This window comes from Burkholderia sp. AU4i (genome assembly GCF_000466765.1).
Classification (GTDB): domain Bacteria; phylum Pseudomonadota; class Gammaproteobacteria; order Burkholderiales; family Burkholderiaceae; genus Burkholderia; species Burkholderia cepacia.
On record NZ_ASSI01000165.1, the window covers coordinates 1 to 20760 of the forward strand.

Consider the following 20760-nt stretch of genomic DNA (forward strand, 5'->3'; position numbering starts at 1 on the left):
GGCAGCGGCGGCCCGCTCGCACCGGTCACCGGCCTCGTCTCGACGGTCACGGGCGCACTCGGCGGCGCAGCAGGTGGCAGCGGCGGCCCGCTCGCACCGGTCACGGGTCTGCTCGGTACCGTGACGGGCGCCCTCGGCGGCGCAACAGGCGGCGCAGGCGGCAGCAGCCCGCTCGCCCCGGTGACGAACGTCGTGTCCACGGTAACGAGCGCGGTCGGCGCACCGGCATTGACCGGCGGCACGGGCGCCGTCACGAACTCGGGCTCGGCGTCGAATCCGCTCGCACCGGTCACGTCGCTGATCGGCGGCCTGCTCGGTGGCACGCACGGCAAGTAAACCAACATCCATCAATCGACAAGACAGCGAGGAGTCAATCATGTCCCAGCAACGTTCTCTCACGACAGCCGCCCTGCACCAGTGGCGCGTGCCCCTCACGGCCTTCGCCGCAGCCTGCCTGCTGGCCGCCTGCGGCGGCGGCGGCGTGAGTTCGCCGCCGACCAGCAGCAACAACAACCCCAGCAGCACGAGCGGTACACCGAGCACGAGCGGCACCAGCGGCACGTCCACCGGCACCAAGGGCGTCGTCAGCACGGTTGGCCAGACGGCCACCGACCTCGGCAGCACGGTCGGCAACATCACCGTGCCCGGCCTCGGCGACGGTGTGACGAAGGGCGTCGGCAGCACGCTCTCCAGCACGGGCACGATCGTCGGCGCAGCTGCCGATGCCGTGAGCAACGGGCTGGGACAGATCGGTACGACCAAGGATCCGGTCGGCACGACCGTCGCGGGCCTCGGCAACGTGGTCGGCGCGACGAGCAACACGGTGTCCGGCCTGAGCTCCACGGTCAAGGCGCTCGGTACGGGGCAACTCGCGCCGCTCGCGCCCGTCACGACGCCGGTCGGCACCGTGCTCGACACGGTGGCCAATGGCTTGACGGCTGCCGGCACGACGATCGGCTCGACGCTGTCGTCGGGCGCCGTGCAGCAAGTGACGCAGCCGCTCAGCTCGGCGATCACGCCGCTCGTGATCACCGCGGGCCAGGTCACGCAACAGGTCGGCACGACGACCGGCCTCGGCCAACCCGTCTCGGGTCTGCTCGGCCAGGTCGGCGGCGCGATCAGCTCGGCCGGCAAGCAGGTTGGCGGCACGTCGAGCCAGCCGCTCGTCGGCGACGTCGGTCAGCTCGTGACGGCGGTCGGCAACACCGTGACCAACGCGGGCGGCCTCGTCAACCCGAACGGCCCGAACGGCGCGGCGCCGATCCCCGGCCTGATCACGAGCCTCGTCGGCGGCTCGACGGCGACCGTGCAGAACGGCACGTCGTCGGGTTCCGGCTCGACGAATCCGCTCGGCGGCCTGCTGTCGGGTCTCGGCTCGACGCCGCTCGGCTCGCTCACGGGCGCACTCGGCGGCGCGACCGGCGGTTCGGGCAGCAGCCCGCTCGCGCCCGTCACGGGCCTCGTCTCCACCGTTACCGGCGCACTGAGCGGTGCGGCGGGCGGTAGCGGCGGCCCGCTTGCCCCCGTCACGAATCTCGTGTCGACGGTCACGGGCACGCTCGGCGGCGCAACGGGTGGCGCAGGCAGTGCAAACCCTCTCGCGCCTGTCACCGGTTTGCTGAATACTGTCACCGGAGCAGTTGGCGGCGCAGCGGGATCCGGGGGAGCGAGCCCGCTCGCGCCGGTCACGTCGCTGGTCGGCAGCGTCACGGGAACGGCAACGTCGGGCGGCGGCTCGACGGGCCTGCTGGCACCGGTAACGGGGTTGCTGGGTACGCTGGGTAGCGTTGGCAAGTAAGGAGGACGGTCGCACCTTCGCAGCCGGAGCGGAGGGTGCGACCGTACAAACACAACCGGCATTGCGGCACGCGGCGCGCGGCACCCTGGTGTCGCGCGCCGGCATTACAAAGAAGACGAAAAGCAAGGCCTACGAGGAAGAACAATGAAATCCAGACTCGACAGATGGATGATGCTGCTCGCCGCCATCGCGGCAGCCAGCACGGCACAGGCACAAACGCGCGTCGGCGGTAACCCGCTCGACTCCCTGCCCCAGATCAACGCGCCGAAAACCGGCCCGAACGTAACCGTGCAGGTCGCGCCCCAGGCGCCGCAACTGCAGGAGCTGCTGTCGCGCCACCTGACACCGACGACCTTCCAGGTCGAAGGCGTAAAGTCGGTACCGTTCGAGGAAATCTCGCGTCGCTTCACCCCCCTCGTCGGCAAGGACATCACGATCGGCGATCTGATCGAAACCGCCAACGGCGTGACGAAGCTTTACCAGGAACGCGGTTACGCGCTGTCGTTCGCGTTTGTTCCCGCGCAAACGTTCGAGAACGGCGTCGTGCGCATCACGGTTGTCGAAGGCTATGTGTCGGACGTCAAGGTCACCGGCAAACCCGGGGCAATGGAATCGAAGATTCGCGCGATCGCAGCGCATATCACCGACGATCGCCCGCTGCGCCGCGCAACGTTCGAGCGCTACGTGAACACGTTCGGCCTCTTGCCCGGCCTCACGGTGAAGGCGAACGTACCACCGCCGCAAACCACCGACGGCGCCACGACGCTCGAACTTGCCGTCGACCGCAAGGCATTCAACGTCAGCACCGGTATCGATTTCAACCACCCGGGCGTACAGGGCCTCATCACCGCGACCGAAAACGGCCTCACGAAGTTCGGCGAGCAGCTGAGCATCTCCGCACTGGCGCCGCCAGGGCGTGACAAGCAGACCTACTTCGCGTTCAGCGGCGCGGTGCCCGTCGGCAGCAGCGGCCTGATCACGCGCCTCGATGCAAGCACCTATCGCGGCAAGCCTACTGACAATCCGGGCCTGCCGTCGTCCGTCCAACGCACCGTCAAGAACGAGAAGCTTGGTCTTTCGGCATCCTATCCGATACTGCTGAACAACCAGCGCAGCCTGCTCGGCACTGTGTCGGGTTATGCCGCACACAACGAAGACCGCTACCAAAGCCAGACCAACGGCAATACCCTCGAAAACCGGTCACAGGTCCGCGTGATGCAATTGCAGCTCGACTACACGAGCGTCGAACCGAAGCAGGTGCGAAAACTGAGCGTCAATGTCGCCAAGGCATTCGACATCCTCGGTGCATCGAAATCGCAGACTGGCGTGGTTAACGGTGTGGGGGTTACATACGCCGACCCGACGTCGCTGACCTTCGTCCGTACCGGCGCGACCTTCACGCAAACCAACGAATGGCCGTTCCGGATCGGCACGTCGGTCTCGCTGACCGGGCAATACAGCCCTGACTCACTGCCGACGTCCGAGCAGATCTCGTTCGGCTCGACGCGCTACGCGCTCGGCTATCAGCCGGGCGAAGCGTCGGGCGACTCGGGATGGGGGATGTCGCTGGAGGTCAACCGTGGCTTCACGCCGGGCTGGACGTATATGAAGTCCGTGACGCCGTACATCGCCTACGACATGGCGCGTGTGTACCTGCATTCAGGCACGCCGTCGCCCAACCGCATGTCGTCGGTCGGCATCGGTGTGCGTTTCACGGACAGCCGCTTCTACAGCCTCGACCTGAACGTCGCGAAGCCGGTGGGCGACGCGCCAGTCGAAAGCGCATCACGCAGCCCGCGCATCAACGCCGCATTCTCGTATCAGCTCAACTGATCGGTCACCAAACAGCCCGCGCCATGCGGGCTGTTTCGATTAGAGCCCCCTCTATCAAACGTGGCGCGCGGTTTCACGTATTCTGGCGAAGCTCGCAACATGCCCGCCCCATGCAGACGGTCGTGCGGGCAAATCGAACACGACATGCAAAACAAGGAGGACGACAATGATTCAACTGACCCGCCCATTGCGTGCAATCGCCTTCGCCGGCGCACTGCTCGCTTGCGCCGCCCCCACGTTCGCACAGGCAGACAGCCCCATCGGCATGTGGCAGACGATCGACGACAACACCCATCAGCCGAAGGCACTCGTGCAGATCGCCGAGGACGGCGACGGTGCGCTGACCGGCAAGGTCGTCAAGGGCCTCGGCGCTAACGATACGCCCGATCGCCGCTGCACCGCCTGCACGGACGAGCGCAAGGATCAGCTCATCAAGGGCATGACGATCATCAAGGCGATGAAGAAGGAAGGCGACCACTGGGACGGCGGCAACATTCTCGACCCGGAAAACGGCAAGGTCTACAAGTGCAAGATGACGCTCGAAGACGGCGGCCAGAAACTCGTCGTGCGTGGTTATATCGGCGTATCGCTGCTCGGCCGTTCGCAGACCTGGGTTCGCCAACAATGACGCGCGGCGCGCGCTGAAACGCGCGGCTTAATGGAAAAAACCGGCCTGACGATGAATTCGTCAGGCCGGTTTTCTTTTGGTGCGCGCGTCGGCGCAAACAACGCAGTAAACAGCGGACATCAGGCTGCGTGCTTCATCGTACCCGGCGCATAACTGCCCGGTGTGCGACCCACGGGTACCACGCCGCTGCGCGCCTCCGCCGCCTTCGATTGCGTATGCTTGCGCATCCGCACCGACAATTCATTGCACAGGTTCACGCCCGAGTCGCCGTAGAGTTCACGCATCACGCTCATCAGCGTGCCCGTCTCGTGCCAGACCTTGAAGCGGCGATGGCATGTCTGATACGAAGGGTAACGGCGCGGCATCGCCGACCACGTTGCGCCGCTGTAGATGACCCAGAGCACGCCGTTCATCACGGCACGGGTATTGGCTAGCGGCCGGCCGCGCAACTCGGTGCGCGGCTGCATTTCGGGCAGAAGCGGCGCGACGCGGCGCCACTCGTGGTCGGTCAGATCGCGATACGGTGTCATGGACATCTCCAGCCTTGGTAACCATGACACAACGATATCGGCTCACCTCAACGATGAATATAAGACAAGTCCGAAAATACCCCGAGATCACCTGAATTTGACCGGAATTGACGTTTGAATACCGTCAATTGCCGGAAATCGCCCTCACGTGAGCGACGTATCGACGATGCGGCGCGGCGTTTCGAGGTACTCCTTCGACTGCATCTCGACGATTCGAGACACCGTGCGCGCGAATTCGTTGGCCATCGGGCCCTCGACGTACAGCTGCTCCGCCGGCACCGCCGCGGACATCAGCAGCTTGACCTTGTGGTCGTACAGCACGTCGATCAGCCACGTGAAGCGGCGCGCCTCGGACGCCATCCGCGGCGACATCTGCGGCACCTCGGACAGCACGATCGCATGGAAGCGGCTCGCCAGTTCGAGGTAGTCGTTCTGCGAACGCGGGCCGCCGCACAGCGTCGCGAAATCGAACCACACGACGCCGTCCGCCTTGCGCAGCGCCTTCAGCTCACGCTTCTCGATATGCAGGAGCGGGCTTTCATCGGGTACCGCCGCAAGCTTGCCGAACGCATGGCGCAGTTCGCGATCGGCGTCCGCGCCGAGCGGCGTGTGATACATCTTCACCTGCGCGAGCGTGCGCTGGCGATAATCGACGCCCGCGTCGACGTTCAGCACGTCGAGCTTGTCCTTGATCAGCGCAATCGCCGGCAGCATGCGGTCGCGATGCAGACCGTCCGGATACAGGTCGTCGGGATCGTAGTTGGACGTCATCACGAACTGCACGCCGTTGTTGAACAGGCGGTCGAGCAGACGGTACAGGATCATCGCATCGGCAATGTCCGACACGTGGAACTCGTCGAAGCAGATCAGACGGTAGCGCTTCGCGATACGCCGCGCGAGTTCGTCGAGCGGATCGGCCTGCCCTTTCAGTTCCTCGAGCTCGCGGTGGACTTCGCGCATGAATTCGTGGAAATGCAGGCGCGTCTTGCGCTGCACGGGCACGACCGCGTAGAAGCTGTCCATCAGGAAGCTCTTGCCGCGACCGACGCCGCCCCACATGTAGACGCCGCGCGGGAGGTCGGGATGATTGATGAGCTTCTTGAATGCGTTCGAGCGGCGCGCCTTGTACTCGACCCACTCGTCGAAACATTGCTGCAGGCGATCGACGGCCGCGCGCTGCGCGGGATCGGACTGATAGCCGCGCGTGGTCAGTTCGCGCGTGTAGTATTCGGTGACGTTCATCGGGCAAACCGGAAAAAACGAAGGCGGACGGGAAACCCCGCCCGCCCTCGTCATGAGACGGCTGCGCCGGCCGATGGCCGGCCGGCGCTATACCGCGCTCAGCTGTTCAGCGAGCGCTTGTCGACGGCGAGCGCCGCTTCGCGCATCACTTCCGACATCGACGGGTGCGGATGGCAGATGCGGGCGATGTCTTCCGACGCCGCCTTGAATTCCATCGCCACCACGGCTTCCGCGATCAGGTCCGACGCGTTCGCGCCGATCACGTGCACGCCGAGCAGTTCGTCGGTCTTCGCATCCGCGATCATCTTCACGAAGCCGTCCGGCGCGTTCATGCCGAGCGCGCGGCCGTTGATCGAGAACGGGAACTTGCCCGACTTGATCTCGCGACCTTCCGCCTTCAGCTGCTGCTCCGTCTTGCCGACCCATGCGATTTCCGGGTACGTGTAGATCACCCACGGAATGCAGTTGTAGTCGATGTGCGGCTTCTGGCCGTCGATCACTTCCGCGACCAGCACGCCTTCGTCTTCCGCCTTGTGCGCGAGCATCGGGCCGCGCACCACGTCGCCGATCGCGTAGACGTTCGGCACCGCCGTGCGGCAGTGGTCGTCCACGTCGATGAAGCCACGCTCGTTCGCCTTCAGGCCGATTGCCTCGAGGCCGAGGTTGTCGGTGTTCGGCACGCGACCGACCGACACGATCAGGCGGTCGGCGTCGAGCGTCTGCGCGTTGCCGTCCTTGTCCGTGTAAGCGATCGACACGCCGTCGGCGGTCGCCTTCACTTCGCCGATCTTCACGCCGAGATGGATGTCGAGGCCCTGCTTCTTGAACAGTTTGGCCGCTTCCTTCGCGAGCGCTTCGTCGGCTGCGCCGAGGAATGCCGGCAGCGCCTCGAGCACCGTCACTTCGGCACCCAGGCGACGCCACACCGAGCCGAGCTCGAGGCCGATCACGCCTGCGCCGATCACGGCGAGCTTCTTCGGCACCGAGTCGAACGTCAGCGCACCTTCGTTGTCCGACACGATCTTGTTGTCGACCGGGATGCCCGGCAGGTGACGCGCCTTCGAGCCCGTCGCGATGATCACGTTCTTCGCGGTGACGACTTCGGTTTCACCCTCGCCGCTCACTTCGATCTGCACGCCGGCGTCGGTCTTGCCGGTGAACTTGCCATGGCCCTTCAGCCAGGTGATCTTGTTCTTCTTGAACAGGAACTCGATCCCGCTCGTCATCTTCTCGACGATCGCGTCCTTGCGGCCGAGCATCTTCGCGACGTCGATCTTCACGCCGTCGACCGTGATGCCGTGGTCGGTCAGGTGATGCGACGCGTTCTCGAACTCTTCCGACGACGCGAGCAGCGCCTTCGACGGGATGCAGCCGACGTTCAGGCAGGTGCCGCCGAGCTTCAGCGCGCCGGCCGGGTTCTTCCACTTCTCGATACAGGCAACGGTCTTGCCGAGCTGCGCGGCGCGAATCGCGGCGATGTAGCCGCCGGGGCCGGCGCCGATCACGACGACGTCAAATTCCTTGGACATGACAATCCTTTCTACTTGTACGCCTGCACGTTCGCGCGCGGGCGCGAACGTGCAGAACGGGTCGATGCAGTGAGACTCGGCTTACAGGTCGAGCAGCAGGCGTGCCGGATCTTCCAGCGCATCCTTCATCGCGACGAGCGACAGCACGGCTTCGCGGCCGTCGATGATGCGGTGGTCGTACGACAGCGCGAGGTAGTTGATCGGGCGGATCACGATCTGGCCGTTTTCAACGACCGGACGCTCCTTCGTCGCGTGCACGCCGAGGATGGCCGATTGCGGCGGGTTGATGATCGGGGTCGACAGCATCGAGCCGAACACGCCGCCGTTCGAGATCGAGAACGTACCGCCCGTCATTTCCTCGATCGACAGCTTGCCGTCCTTCGCCTTCTGGCCGAATTCGGCGATCTTCTTCTCGATCTCGGCGAGGCTCAGCTGATCCGCGTTGCGCAGGATCGGCACGACGAGGCCGCGCGGCGAGCCGACGGCGATACCGATGTCGAAGTAGCCGTGGTAGACGATGTCGTTACCGTCGATCGACGCGTTCACGAGCGGGAACTTCTTCAGTGCGTGGACAGCGGCCTTCACGAAGAACGACATGAAGCCGAGCTTCACGCCATGTTCCTTCTCGAACTTGTCCTTGTACTTGTTGCGCAGCTCCATGACCGGAGCCATGTTGACTTCGTTGAACGTCGTCAGGATCGCGTTGGTCTGCTGCGATTCGAGCAGACGCTCGGCGATACGCGCACGCAGGCGCGACATCGGCACGCGCTGTTCCGGACGATCGTTGAGCCACGTCGTCGCCGACGCCGGCACCTTCACTTCCGGCAGCGACGGCTTCGCCGCAGCCTTTGCCGGTGCGGCAGCCGGAGCGGCCTTCGGTGCGCTGCCCGCGGCCAGCGCGTCGCCCTTCGTGACGCGGCCGTCGCGGCCCGAACCTGCGACGTCGCCTGCCGACAGGCCCTTCTCGGCCAGCAGCTTCGACGCGGCCGGCGATGCCGTAGCCGAGCTCGATGCCGTTGCGGTAGCCGGCTGTGCTGCCGGTGCGGCTGCAGCAGGCGCTGCGGCCGGCTTGACTTCGGCCGCGCCCGCAGCAGCTTCGGCTGCACCTGCCTTCGCTTCCGTATCGATCGTAGCGATCAGTTGATCGGCAACGACGGTGTCACCGTCGTTCTGCAGCACTTGCGCGAGCACGCCCGCGGCCGGTGCCGGCACTTCGAGCACGACCTTGTCGGTCTCGAGTTCGATCAGGATTTCGTCCTGCGCGACTGCTTCGCCCGGCTTCTTCTTCCACTGCAGCATGGTGGCTTCCGAAACCGACTCCGAAAGCTGGGGGACTTTGACTTCTACGATAGCCATGTGATTTTCCTGGATGCTTAATCTGGGGTGTGACGAGGTTCGTGCGATTCCTTCGGCCGGTGCGGCGCGCAGCGCGCCCGGCGGGCCAAAAGAGACGGGAAAGCGCGCTGCGCCTTCCCGTTTCGCTTCCGTCGGTTATTTCGCGATCGATGCGCTCTTCAGGCGGCCGAATGCACCTTCGATGAGGGCCTTCTGCTGCTCGTAGTGCTTCGCGTAGTAGCCAACCGCCGGCGAGGCCGAAGCCGGACGGCCGCTGTATGCCAGCTTCTGCCCTTCCTTCATGCCTTCCTTCAGGTGGTGCTCGACGTAGAACCAGGGGCCCTGGTTCTGCGGCTCGTCCTGCACCCAGACCACTTCAGTCGCGTTCTCGTACTTCTTGATTTCGGCTTCGAACTGCTTGTGCGCGAACGGATACAGCTGCTCGATACGGATGATCGCGACGTCGTTCGCCTTCGCTTCGCGGCGGTGCGCGACGAGGTCGTAGTACACGCGGCCCGAGCACACCAGCACGCGCTTGACCTTCTTCGCGTCGATGCCGCCGTCGGTTTCGCCCAGCACCGGCTGGAACGAACCCTTCGCGAGTTCCGACAGGTCCGACACCGCTTCCTTGTGGCGCAGCAGCGACTTCGGCGTTGCGACGATCAGCGGCTTGCGGAACAGGCGGATCATCTGGCGACGCAGCAGGTGGAAAATCTGCGCCGGCGTCGTCGGTTGAACGACCTGCATGTTGTGATCGGCACACAGCTGCAGGAAACGCTCGATACGCGTCGACGAGTGTTCCGGACCCTGGCCTTCGTAGCCGTGCGGCAGCAGCATCGTCAGACCCGACACGCGGCCCCACTTCACTTCGCCCGACGAGATGAACTGGTCGATCACGACCTGCGCACCGTTGACGAAGTCGCCGAACTGGGCTTCCCACAGCACGAGCGTGTTCGGCTCGGCGGTCGAGTAACCGTATTCGAAGCCCAGCACCGCTTCTTCCGACAGCACCGAGTCGATCACCGTGAACTTCGCCTGACCGTCGGCGATGTTCTGCAGCGGCACGTACGTGCCGTCGTTCCAGCGCTCGCGGTTCTGGTCGTGCAACACCGCGTGACGGTGCGTGAACGTGCCGCGGCCCGAGTCCTGGCCCGTCAGGCGCACCGAGTAGCCCGATGCGACGAGCGACGCGAACGCGAGGTGTTCACCCATGCCCCAGTCGAGCGGCTGGTCGCCACGCGCCATGTTGCGGCGGTCGTTGATCACGCGCTCGACGAGCGGGTGAACCTTGAAGTTTTCCGGGACCGTCGTGATGCGTTCGCCCAGGCGCTTCAGTTCGGCGAGCGGCACGGCCGTGTCGGCTGCATCCGTCCACTTGCGGTTCAGGAACGGAACCCAGTCGACCGCGTACTTGCTCTTGTAGTTCGACAGGACCGGATCGACCGTGTGGTGACCGTCGTCCATCGCCTTGCGGTACGCCTTCACGTAGTTGTCGGCGTCTTCCGCGGTGATCACGCCCTGCTGCACGAGCTTCTCGGCGTACAGCGCACGGGTGCCCGGGTGCTGTGCAATCTTCTTGTACATCAGCGGCTGCGTGACCGCCGGCGTGTCCTGCTCGTTGTGACCCAGCTTGCGGAAGCAGACGATGTCGATCACGACATCCTTGTGGAACTGCATCCGGTAGTCGATCGCGATCTGCGTCGCGAGGATCACGGCTTCCGGATCGTCGCCGTTCACGTGCAGCACCGGCGCCTCGATCATCTTGACGACGTCGGTACAGTACAGCGTCGAGCGCGCGTCGCGCGGGTCGGACGTCGTGAAGCCGATCTGGTTGTTGATGACGATGTGCAGCGTGCCGTGCGTGCCGTAACCGCGCGTCTGCGCGAGGTTCAGCGTTTCCATCACGACGCCCTGGCCAGCGAAGGCCGCGTCGCCGTGGATCTGCACCGGCAGCACTTGCAGGCCGTCTTCGTCGCCGCGACGATCCATCCGCGCCTTCGCGGAACCTTCGACCACCGGGTTCACGATTTCGAGGTGCGACGGGTTGAACGCGAGCGACAGGTGGACCGGGCCGCCTTCCGTCGACACGTCCGACGAGAAGCCCTTGTGGTACTTCACGTCACCTGCCGGCAGGTCGTCGACGTGCTTGCCTTCGAATTCGGCGAACAGGTCGGCCGGCATCTTGCCCAGCGTGTTGACCAGCACGTTCAGACGGCCACGGTGCGCCATGCCGATGATGATTTCCTGCACGCCGCGCTTGCCCGCGTGCTGAACGACTTCGTCCATCGCCGCGATGAAGCTTTCGCCGCCTTCGAGCGAGAAGCGCTTCTGGCCGACGTACTTGGTATGCAGGTAACGCTCGAGGCCTTCGGCGGCCGTCAGGCGATTCAGGATGTGCTTCTTCTCGTCAGCCGAGAAGTTCGGCGTCGCGCGGGTCGATTCCAGACGCTCCTGCCACCAGCGTTTCTGTTCCGGGTCGCTGATGTACATGTACTCGGCGCCGATCGTGCCGCAGTACGTGTCACGCAGGCCCTTGACGATGTCGCGCAGCGAAGCCTGGTCGAAACCGAAGTACAGGTTGCTTGCGCTGTACGTCTGGTCGAGATCGCCTTCGGAGAAGTCGTAGAACGCGGGTTCGAGTTCGGGAATGGCCGGACGTTCGCGACGCTTCAGGGGATCGAGATTGGCCCATTGCGAGCCGAGGAAGCGATAAGCGCTGATGAGGGACTGCACGTGCACTTGCTTGCGCGCTGCAGCAAGGTTGGTGCTGCTTTCGCGCGGGATGAAGGCATTGGCCTTCGCACGCTCGGCGAACGATTCGACGATCGGGAAATGAGCGACGTCATTGGCATTCGAGCCGTCCGTCGCAGGCACGTTCTGCAGCGCGTCGAAATACTCTCGCCAGTTCTCCGGCACCGATGCCGGATTGTTGAGGTATGCATCGTACAGTTCTTCAACGTACGAAGCATTGCCGCCGAACAGATAGGAGTTCAGCTGAAACTGCTTCATTACATCTGACATTTTACGCTCACCTTTCTTCGAGCTTCTCGAGAAATAGCGGGTTACTCAACCTTCCGCGACACGGCCTGACCGTTTAGCGGATTGCGAATCAAGTCTTGCTTGGAAGGACCTAAAACTTGCGTGCGCGCAGCATATCACAGAACCGATACCGGAGTTCACGGCGAAATGTGCCTGAAAGCACCGCGCGACGGGGTTTTGCCGGATTGCCACGACCCGCGGGAACAGTGTTTTGCAGCGCACCCGGTTGCACATCGTTCAGATGCAAAAAAGGCCACCCGAAGGCGGCCTTTTTCGTCCTGCGCGGGAACGATCGATGCTTAGTCGACCGCGCCTTCGCGGCTCGCGCGGCGACGCTCGTGCTCCTTCAGGAAGCGCTTGCGCAGGCGGATCGACTGCGGCGTCACTTCGACGAGCTCGTCGTCGTCGATGAATTCGACCGCGTACTCGAGCGACATCTGGACCGGCGGCACCAGGCGCACGGCTTCGTCGGTGCCCGACGCACGCACGTTGGTCAGCTGCTTGCCCTTGATCGGGTTCACGACGAGGTCGTTGTCGCGGCTGTGGATGCCGATGATCATGCCCTCATAGAGCGCATCGCCCGGCTTCACGAACATGCGGCCGCGATCCTGCAGCTTCCACAGTGCGTAGGCCACGGCAGCGCCGTCGTCCTGCGAGATCAGCACGCCGTTGCGGCGCTCGAAGACCGAACCGTCCTTGACCGGTGCGTACGAGTCGAAGATGTGGCTCATCAGGCCCGTGCCACGCGTGAGCGTCAGGAATTCGCTCTGGAAGCCGATCAGGCCACGCGCCGAGATCTTGTACTCCAGACGCGTGCGGCCACGGCCGTCCGATGCCATGTCGAGCATCTCGCCCTTGCGGCGGCCGAGCTCTTCCATCACGCCACCCTGATGCTCGTCCTCGACGTCGACGGTCAGCAGCTCGTACGGCTCGTGACGCACGCCGTCGATTTCCTGCATCACGACGCGCGGACGCGACACGGCCAGCTCATAGCCTTCACGGCGCATGTTCTCGACGAGAATCGTCAGGTGCAGTTCGCCGCGGCCCGACACTTCGAACACCGTTTCGTCTCCGGTGTCCTTCACCCGCAGCGCGACGTTGTGGTTCAGTTCCTTCATCAGGCGGTCGCGGATCTGGCGGCTCGTGACGAACTTGCCTTCGCGGCCGGCGAGCGGCGACGAATTGACGAGGAAGTTCATCGTCAGCGTCGGCTCGTCGACGGTGATCATCGGCAGCGCTTCCGGCGTATCGACCGCGCAGATCGTTGCGCCGATACCGACGTCTTCAATACCGTTGATCAGCACGATGTCGCCCGCCTCGGCCGATTCGACCTGCACGCGCTCGAGGCCCGTGAACGACAGCACCTGGTTGATCTTGCGGTTCAGCACTTCGCCTTCCGGGCCGAAGCGCATCGCGACCGGCTGGCCCGGCTTGATGCGACCGCGCGTGATGCGGCCGACGCCGATCCGGCCGACGTACGTCGAATAGTCGAGCGACGTGATCTGCAGTTGCAGCGGCGCGTCCGGATCCGCCGGACGGACCGGCACGTGCTCGAGGACTGCCTCGAACAGCGGGCGCATGTCGCCTTCGCGCGCAGCCGGGTCGAGCGACGCATAGCCGTTCAGGCCCGATGCGTAGACGATCGGAAAATCGAGCTGCTCTTCGGTTGCGCCAAGCTTGTCGAACAGGTCGAAGGTCTGGTTGATGACCCAGTCGATCCGCGCACCCGGACGGTCGATCTTGTTGACGATGACGATCGGCTTCAGGCCGAGCGCCAGCGCCTTCTTCGTGACGAAGCGCGTCTGCGGCATCGGGCCCTCGACCGCGTCGACGAGCAGCAGCACCGAGTCGACCATCGACAGCACGCGCTCCACCTCGCCGCCGAAGTCCGCGTGCCCCGGCGTGTCGACGATGTTGATGTGCGTGCCTTCGTACTCGACCGCGCAGTTCTTCGCGAGAATCGTGATCCCGCGCTCCTTTTCGATGTCGTTCGAGTCCATCACCCGCTCCGCAATCTGCTGGTTCTCGCGGAAGGTGCCGGACTGGCGGAGCAGTTGGTCGACGAGCGTGGTCTTGCCGTGGTCGACGTGGGCGATGATGGCGATATTGCGAAGGGCGCGGGTCATAGAAACCTGGAAATCGTTTGAACGCGCAAAAGCGCCCGCTCGTTTTTCACGGGCGCGCGCATTGCAGCTTGGAAAGCCACAAATTATAGCACGTGAGAATGTCGGCAACCGACCGGCACGTTGCAACGCAGCAGGCTGGCCAGCACACCCTCCCCTCGAACGCGCCAATCCGTCGAAGCCCGTGCCGCCGTCGGGCACAAAAACCTTATTGATATGAGGGATTTTTGCGACGCAAAGCGCGCCCCTTGCCGTTCGATTAACATTTGCCGCGGCAAGCAACTGTACCTATACTGCTGCCTAGTCAACTATTGCAGCTTCAGGGTTTTATGTCGGATTCTTCTACCCCATCCCCCGTTTCGCCACTGTCCACGTATCAGATGAACGACAGCGTCGGTTATCTGATGTCGCGCGTGAAGTCGGTGATGACCAACCTCGTCACGCAACGCACGCAGGAAGAGCTCGGCATCACGGGCACGCAGGCGAGCATGCTGTTCATGATCGCGGTCGGCAAGTGCTCGACGGCCGCCGAGCTTGCCCGCGAGTACGGGATCGACGCGAGCGCAGTCACGCGCCTGCTCGATCGGGTCGAAAAACGCGGCCTGCTGTCCCGTGTCCGCAGCATCGAGGATCGACGTGTCGTGCGCCTCGAGCTGACCGACGAAGGCCGTGCGCTCGCCGAACGGCTGCCGCCGATTTTCCGCAGCGTGCTCGACCAGGTGCTGGACGGGTTCACGCCGGAAGAAGTCGGGTTCCTGAAGAGCATGCTGCGCCGCATTCTCAGCAACTATTGCGAGACCGCCGGCGGCAGCATCACGTAATAGTTGCCATAACAATTACTTTTGACAGATTAATGTAAGGAAATCCTTGCAGTGTCCATCATTCATTCCGAGTCAGGGATCAGCGCGATGAAATCCTCCCCGTTGTCCGTGCGCGCCGGGTCGTGCCGCACCGCCGTCGCCGTCGCGGTCGCCGCACTGGCGCTGGCGGGCTGCGCGAACTACATCGGCATCAAGAGCGACAAGCAGATCGCCCCCGCGTCGCAATTCGAATCCGCCCAGAGCCTGCCGGCCCAGGGCGGCCAGTGGCCGGCGCTCGACTGGGCCAGCCAGTTCGGCGATCCGCAACTGCCGAAGCTGATCGACGAAGCCCTGCAGGGCAATCCGTCGATCGCGCAGGCACAGGCGCGCATCGCAAAGGCGTCGTCGTACATCGAATCGTCGCGCTCGAACCTGATGCCCAAGGCGGAAGCCAGCTATTCGTGGACGCGTGAGCTGTATTCGTCGAACGCGCTGTTCCCGCCGCCGTACGGCGGCCAGTGGTACAGCGAGAACAACGCGCTCGCGAGCGCGTCGTGGGAACTCGACCTGTGGGGCAAGAACCGCGAGCGCCTGCACACCGCCGTGTCGCAGGAAAAGGCGGCCGAAGCCGACATGCAGCAGGCACGCATCACGCTCGCGTCGTCGGTCGCACGCACCTACAACTCGCTCGCGCAGCTCTATGCGCTGCGCGATATCGCCCAACGCGAGATCACCAACCGCGAGACGGTCGGCAAGATCACCGACGGCCGCGTGTCGGCCGGCCTCGACACCAACGTCGAACGCCAGACGGCCCGCGGCAATATCGCGACGACCCAGGCTTCGCTGTCCGATCTCGATGGGCAGATCACGACGGTGCGCTACCAGCTCGCGGCACTGCTCGGCAAGGGCCCGGATCGCGGGCTGCAGATCGCGGCACCCGTGATGAACCCGAGCAGCGAAGTCACACTGCCCGGCAACCTGCCGGCCGATCTCGTCTCGCGCCGCCCCGACATCGTCGCCGCGCGCTGGCAGGTCGAAGCCGCGATGCACGACGTGAAGGAAGCGAAGGCCGAGTTCTACCCCGACGTAAACCTTGCGGCCGGTTTCGGCTTCGATGCGTTCGGCTGGGGCAAATTCCTGAACTTCGCGAGCCGCCAGGCGCAGTTCGGCCCGGCGATCCACCTGCCGATTTTCGACGCCGGCGCGCTGCGCGCGCAGCTCAAGGGCCGCTACGCGGACTTCGACCTGTCGGTGGCGAACTACAACCAGACGCTGATCAGCGCGCTGAACGACGTCGCGACGCAGGTCGCGTCGATCCGCGCAGTCGATCGCCAGATGGGCGATGCGCAACGCGCCCTCGACGCATCGACGCGCGCATACGACCTCGCGGTCATCCGCTACAAGGCCGGCCTGTCCCCGCAGTTGCAGGTGCTGACCGCGGACAGCAACCGCCTCGCATCGGAGCAGACGGTGACCAACCTGAAGATGCGCCGGCGCGACATGCAGCTTGCCCTGATCAAGGCGCTGGGCGGCGGGTTCGACGCGACCGGCACGCCGCTTGCCGCGCCCGACGCCGACAAGCCGACAAAACAGGCCGCCAACTGATCCGGCGCCACCACTACGCAGACACTCGAAATAACGGACGGAGAAAATCGCCATGAGCGACCAACAAAACGCCGCCAGCGCGCAGCCGCAGAACAACGGCAAGCGCAAACGGATGATGACGCTGCTCGTCGCGGTCATCGTGATCGCGGCCATCGCGTATGGCCTGTACTACTTCCTCGTCGCCCGCTTCCATGAAGGGACCGACGACGCGTACGTGAACGGCAACGTCGTGCAGATCACGCCGCAGGTCACCGGCACCGTGATCGCGGTGAAGGCCGACGACACGCAGACGGTGAAGGCCGGCGATCCGCTCGTCGTGCTCGACCCGGCCGACTCGCAGGTCGCGCTGCAGCAGGCCGAAGCCAACCTCGCGCAGACGGTGCGCCAGGTGCGCGGCCTGTTCGTCAACGACGACCAGTATCGCGCGCAAGTCGCGCTGCGCCAGTCCGACCTGTCGAAGGCCGAGGACGACCTCCGTCGCCGCATGGCCGTCGCGCAGACGGGCGCCGTGTCGCAGGAAGAAATCTCGCACGCACGCGACGCCGTGCGCGCCGCCCAGGCATCGCTCGACGCCTCGCAGCAGCAACTCGCGTCGAACCGCGCGCTGACCGCAAACACGACGATCGCATCGCATCCGAACGTGATGGCCGCAGCCGCGAAGGTTCGCGACGCGTACCTGGCGAACGCGCGTAACGTGCTGCCCGCACCGGTCACCGGCTATGTCGCGAAGCGCTCGGTGCAGGTCGGCCAGCGCGTGTCGCCGGGCACGCCGCTGATGTCGGTGGTGCCGCTGAACGCGGTGTGGGTCGATGCGAACTTCAAGGAAGTCCAGCTCAAGCACATGCGCATCGGCCAGCCGGTCGAACTGACGGCCGACATCTACGGCTCGTCGGCGGTCTACCACGGCAAGGTGGTCGGCTTCTCGGCAGGTACAGGCTCGGCGTTCTCGCTGCTGCCGGCGCAGAACGCGACGGGTAACTGGATCAAGGTCGTGCAGCGCCTGCCAGTGCGTATCGAACTCGATCCGAAGGATCTCGACAAGCACCCGCTGCGCATCGGCCTGTCGATGCAGGTCGACGTGGACATCAAGGACGAACGCGGCGACCAGCTCGTGAACGCACCGAACACCGTCTACGAGACCAACGTGTTCGCGAAGTACGGCGACGAAGCCGACGCCGAAATCGCCCGCATCGTCGCCGAGAATGCCGGCGGCAACGCACCGGCGCCGGCTGCGGCGAAGTCGAACGCCGTCGCGAAGATGATGTAACCGTTCCGACTCCGGAAAGACAACCGACATGGCACAGGCACCTGTCTCTCACCCGCCCTTGCAGGGCGGGCAGCTCGTGATCGGGACGATCGCGGTATCGCTCGCGGTGTTCATGAACGTGCTCGACACGTCCATCGCGAACGTCGCGATCCCGACCATCTCGGGCGACCTCGGCGTGTCGTCCGACCAGGGCACGTGGGTCATCACGTCGTTCGCAGTCGCGAACGCGATCTCCGTGCCGCTCACCGGCTGGCTGACCGACCGCTTCGGGCAGGTTCGCCTGTTCCTCGCGTCGATCATCCTGTTCGTGATTTCGTCGTGGATGTGCGGGCTCTCGCCCAACCTGCCGTTCCTGCTTGCGTCGCGCGTGCTGCAAGGCGCGGTGGCAGGCCCGATGATTCCGCTGTCGCAAGCGCTCCTGCTGTCGAGTTATCCGCGCGCCAAGGCGCCGATGGCGCTCGCACTATGGGCGATGACGACGCTGATCGCGCCCGTTGCCGGCCCGATCCTCGGCGGCTGGATCTCGGACAACTACTCGTGGCCGTGGATCTTCTACGTCAACATCCCGGTCGGCATCGCCGCCGCCGCCGCGACGTGGGCGATCTACCGCAATCGGGAATCGGCCGTGCGCCGCGCCCCGATCGACGGCGTGGGCCTCGCGCTGCTGGTCGTCTGGGTCGGCTCGCTGCAGATCATGCTCGACAAGGGCAAGGATCTCGACTGGTTCGCGTCGACGACCATCATCGTGCTCGCGCTGACCGCGGTCATCGCGTTCGCGTTCTTCGTCATCTGGGAACTGACTGCCGAGCACCCGGTCGTCGACCTGTCGCTGTTCCGCATGCGGAACTTCACCGGCGGCACCGTCGCGCTGTCGATCGGGTACGGCCTGTACTTCGGCAACCTCGTGCTGTTGCCGCTGTGGCTGCAGACGCAGATCGGCTACACGGCGACCGACGCCGGTCTCGTGATGGCGCCGGTCGGGCTGTTCGCGATCCTGCTGTCGCCCCTCACCGGGAAGTACCTGCCGCGCACCGATCCGCGCTTTATCTCGACGGCGTCGTTCCTGACGTTTGCGCTGTGCTTCTGGATGCGGTCGCGCTACACGACGGGGGTCGACGAATGGTCGCTGACGCTGCCGACGCTCGTACAGGGCATCGCGATGGCCGGCTTCTTCATCCCGCTGGTATCGATCACGCTGTCGGGCCTGCCCGGCCACCGCATTCCCGCGGCATCGGGCCTGTCGAACTTCGTGCGGATCATGTGCGGCGGCATCGGCACGTCGATCTTCCAGACGGCCTGGGACCATCGCAACAACTTCCATCACGCGCAACTGGTCGAGCAGGCGAACGTCTACAACCCGACGTTCAACCAGGCCGTCACGCAGATGGGCAACCTCGGGCTGACGCGGGACCAGGCACACGGGCTGATCAACAACCTGGCCACGCAGCAGGCCGCGCAGCTCGGCGTGAACGACCTGTTCTACATCTCGGCGGCGATCTTCGTGTTGCTGATCGGGCTGATCTGGATCACGAAGCCCGAGCGCTCGGGCGGTGGCGATGCAGGTGCCGCGGCATCGGCTGCACACTGAACACGCTGCCTGGACGCAAACAAAAAGCCCCGCTTCGTGAAGCGGGGCTTTTTCATTCCGACGGGTGCGCGTTCGCGCGGCTGCGTCAGGCTGCCGTGACGACGAGCCGCTCCGGCGCCAGTACGCCGTTTGCCTTGCGGGCCACGCCGAGCAGGCGAGTCGCGTCGTAGACGCGCACGCGCCCGCCTTCGGCCGCATCGATCGGGTCGAGCGACGACAGCGGCAAACGCTGGCCGTGCAGGAACCGCTTCGCGCTGGTTTCATCGAGACGAACCAGCGGAAACGTCGACAGCAACGCATCGACGGGCTGGAGCCACGCATCACGCGCCGCCTCGTCGGCATCGGACAGCGCATCGAGCGTTACCGCATGCTCGAGCGTCAGCGCACCGACGCCCGTGCGCCGCAGCATCGTCAGATGCGCGCCGCAACCGAGCGCCTCGCCGATATCCTCTGCCAGCGTGCGCACGTAAGTGCCCTTGGTGCAGGTCACGCGAAACGTCACGTCAGGCAGGTCGCACGCGAGCAGGTCGAGGGCGAGGATCGTCACGTTGCGGCCCTCGCGCTCGACGGTTTGCCCCGCGCGCGCATATTCGTACAGCGGTTTGCCATCGCGCTTGAGCGCCGAATACATCGGCGGCACCTGCACGATCTCGCCGGTGAAGCGCACCAGCGCGGCTTCCACCGCCGCACGGTCGCATTCGACGGGGCGCGTGTCGATCACCTCGCCTTCCGCGTCGCCGGTAGCCGTACGCTGGCCGAGACGCATCGTCGCTTCGTAGGTCTTGTCCGCTTCGAGCAGATCCTGCGAGAACTTCGTCGCCTCGCCGAAACACAGCGGCAGCAAACCCGAAGCCAGGGGATCGAGCGTACCGGTGTGACCGGCTTTCTTCGCGAGCAGCAGGCGCTTCGCGCGAATCAGTGCATCGTTGCTCGAAAGGCCGACCGGCTTGTCGAGCAGGAGGACACCGTCCAGCACGCGCCGGGGCACGCGCGGACGTTGGGATGCTGCAGTCGTCATAGGCCGGTCGAGCTCAGTCGTCCTTGGTAGCCGCGTCGGCCTCGTCGTCGTCCTTCGCGCGCGTCGAGTTCGCTTCCTTGATCAGGCGCGACATTTCCACGGCCTTCTCGATCGTCTGGTCGTAGTGGAAATGCAGCGTCGGCACCGTATGGATGTGCAGGCGCTTGAACAACAGGTTGTGCAAGTGACCCGACGCGTGGTTCAGCGCTTCCTGCGTCTTGGCCGGATCGCCGGTCAACGCGGTGAAGTAGACCTTCGCGTGCGCATAATCCGGCGTGAGTTCGACGCTCTGGATGGTCACGATGCCGATGCGCGGGTCTTTGACCTCGCGCATGATGAGTTCGGACAGATCGCGCTGAATCTGGTCGGCGATCTGCACGTTGCGATTGGGGGAAGTACGTTTCCTGGACATGATCGATCCGTGA

General features: G+C 64.8%; 15 protein-coding genes and 1 pseudogene. 8 read left to right on the top strand and 8 right to left on the bottom strand.

Annotated features, from left to right (window positions below):
- From L810_RS48165 to L810_RS32065, 4 genes and pseudogenes are all read left to right on the top strand, one after another.
- Nucleotides 1-336: pseudogene (locus L810_RS48165) on the top strand (collagen-like triple helix repeat-containing protein); the annotation flags it as partial.
- Nucleotides 337-376: 40 nt separating this feature from the next.
- The gene (locus tag L810_RS32055) at nt 377-1798 is read left to right on the top strand and encodes a collagen-like triple helix repeat-containing protein (protein WP_021162387.1); all 1422 of its coding nucleotides are present in this window, start codon (nt 377-379) and stop codon (nt 1796-1798) included.
- A gap of 144 nt (nt 1799-1942) precedes the next feature.
- The gene (locus L810_RS32060) at nt 1943-3631 is read left to right on the top strand and encodes a ShlB/FhaC/HecB family hemolysin secretion/activation protein (protein ID WP_021162389.1); all 1689 of its coding nucleotides are present in this window, start codon (nt 1943-1945) and stop codon (nt 3629-3631) included.
- Between the two features lie 166 nt (nt 3632-3797).
- Nucleotides 3798-4259 (top strand): DUF2147 domain-containing protein, encoded by a 462-nt coding sequence (locus tag L810_RS32065; protein WP_021162390.1) that lies wholly within the window; start codon nt 3798-3800, stop codon nt 4257-4259.
- Between the two features lie 119 nt (nt 4260-4378).
- On the opposite strand, the gene L810_RS32070 is transcribed toward L810_RS32065, so the two are convergent.
- The 6 genes from L810_RS32070 to typA all read right to left on the bottom strand — a co-directional run bounded on the left by L810_RS32070 (nt 4379) and on the right by typA (nt 14060).
- Nucleotides 4379-4789 (bottom strand): transposase, encoded by a 411-nt coding sequence (locus tag L810_RS32070; protein WP_021162392.1) that lies wholly within the window; start codon nt 4787-4789, stop codon nt 4379-4381.
- Nucleotides 4790-4933: 144 nt separating this feature from the next.
- On the bottom strand, nt 4934-6031 hold the full coding sequence (gene zapE / locus L810_RS32075) for a cell division protein ZapE (protein WP_027787679.1): 1098 nt from the start codon (nt 6029-6031) through the stop codon (nt 4934-4936).
- 98 nt (nt 6032-6129) lie between these two features.
- Nucleotides 6130-7560 carry a dihydrolipoyl dehydrogenase gene (gene lpdA, locus L810_RS32080; RefSeq protein WP_021162394.1) on the bottom strand — a complete coding sequence of 477 codons (1431 nt, stop codon included), beginning with the start codon at nt 7558-7560 and terminating at the stop codon, nt 6130-6132.
- 81 nt (nt 7561-7641) lie between these two features.
- Nucleotides 7642-8916 (bottom strand): 2-oxoglutarate dehydrogenase complex dihydrolipoyllysine-residue succinyltransferase, encoded by a 1275-nt coding sequence (gene odhB, locus L810_RS32085; protein WP_042977010.1) that lies wholly within the window; start codon nt 8914-8916, stop codon nt 7642-7644.
- Nucleotides 8917-9051: 135 nt separating this feature from the next.
- Nucleotides 9052-11916: a 2-oxoglutarate dehydrogenase E1 component gene (locus L810_RS32090; RefSeq protein WP_021162396.1), complete on the bottom strand. Its 2865-nt coding sequence runs from the start codon at nt 11914-11916 to the stop codon at nt 9052-9054.
- Between the two features lie 317 nt (nt 11917-12233).
- Nucleotides 12234-14060 carry a translational GTPase TypA gene (gene typA, locus L810_RS32095; RefSeq protein ID WP_021162397.1) on the bottom strand — a complete coding sequence of 609 codons (1827 nt, stop codon included), beginning with the start codon at nt 14058-14060 and terminating at the stop codon, nt 12234-12236.
- A gap of 326 nt (nt 14061-14386) precedes the next feature.
- On the opposite strand from typA, the gene L810_RS32100 reads away from it, so the two are divergent.
- The 4 genes from L810_RS32100 to L810_RS32115 all read left to right on the top strand — a co-directional run bounded on the left by L810_RS32100 (nt 14387) and on the right by L810_RS32115 (nt 19317).
- Entirely contained in the window at nt 14387-14878 is a 492-nt protein-coding gene (locus L810_RS32100) for a MarR family winged helix-turn-helix transcriptional regulator (RefSeq protein WP_042977011.1), read from the top strand.
- An 87-nt stretch (nt 14879-14965) separates the two neighbouring features.
- Nucleotides 14966-16462: an efflux transporter outer membrane subunit gene (locus L810_RS32105; protein WP_042977013.1), complete on the top strand. Its 1497-nt coding sequence runs from the start codon at nt 14966-14968 to the stop codon at nt 16460-16462.
- Nucleotides 16463-16514: 52 nt separating this feature from the next.
- A complete protein-coding gene (locus L810_RS32110; RefSeq protein ID WP_021162399.1) occupies nt 16515-17729 on the top strand; it encodes an HlyD family secretion protein in 1215 nt (404 codons plus the stop codon).
- Between the two features lie 28 nt (nt 17730-17757).
- On the top strand, nt 17758-19317 hold the full coding sequence (locus tag L810_RS32115; protein WP_021162400.1) for a DHA2 family efflux MFS transporter permease subunit: 1560 nt from the start codon (nt 17758-17760) through the stop codon (nt 19315-19317).
- An 85-nt stretch (nt 19318-19402) separates the two neighbouring features.
- On the opposite strand, the gene truB is transcribed toward L810_RS32115, so the two are convergent.
- Complete coding sequence (gene truB / locus L810_RS32120; RefSeq protein WP_021162401.1) at nt 19403-20335, bottom strand: tRNA pseudouridine(55) synthase TruB; 933 nt, start codon at nt 20333-20335, stop codon at nt 19403-19405.
- Nucleotides 20336-20348: 13 nt separating this feature from the next.
- Entirely contained in the window at nt 20349-20747 is a 399-nt protein-coding gene (gene rbfA / locus L810_RS32125) for a 30S ribosome-binding factor RbfA (protein ID WP_021162402.1), read from the bottom strand.
- Nucleotides 20748-20760: the final 13 nt, after the last annotated feature.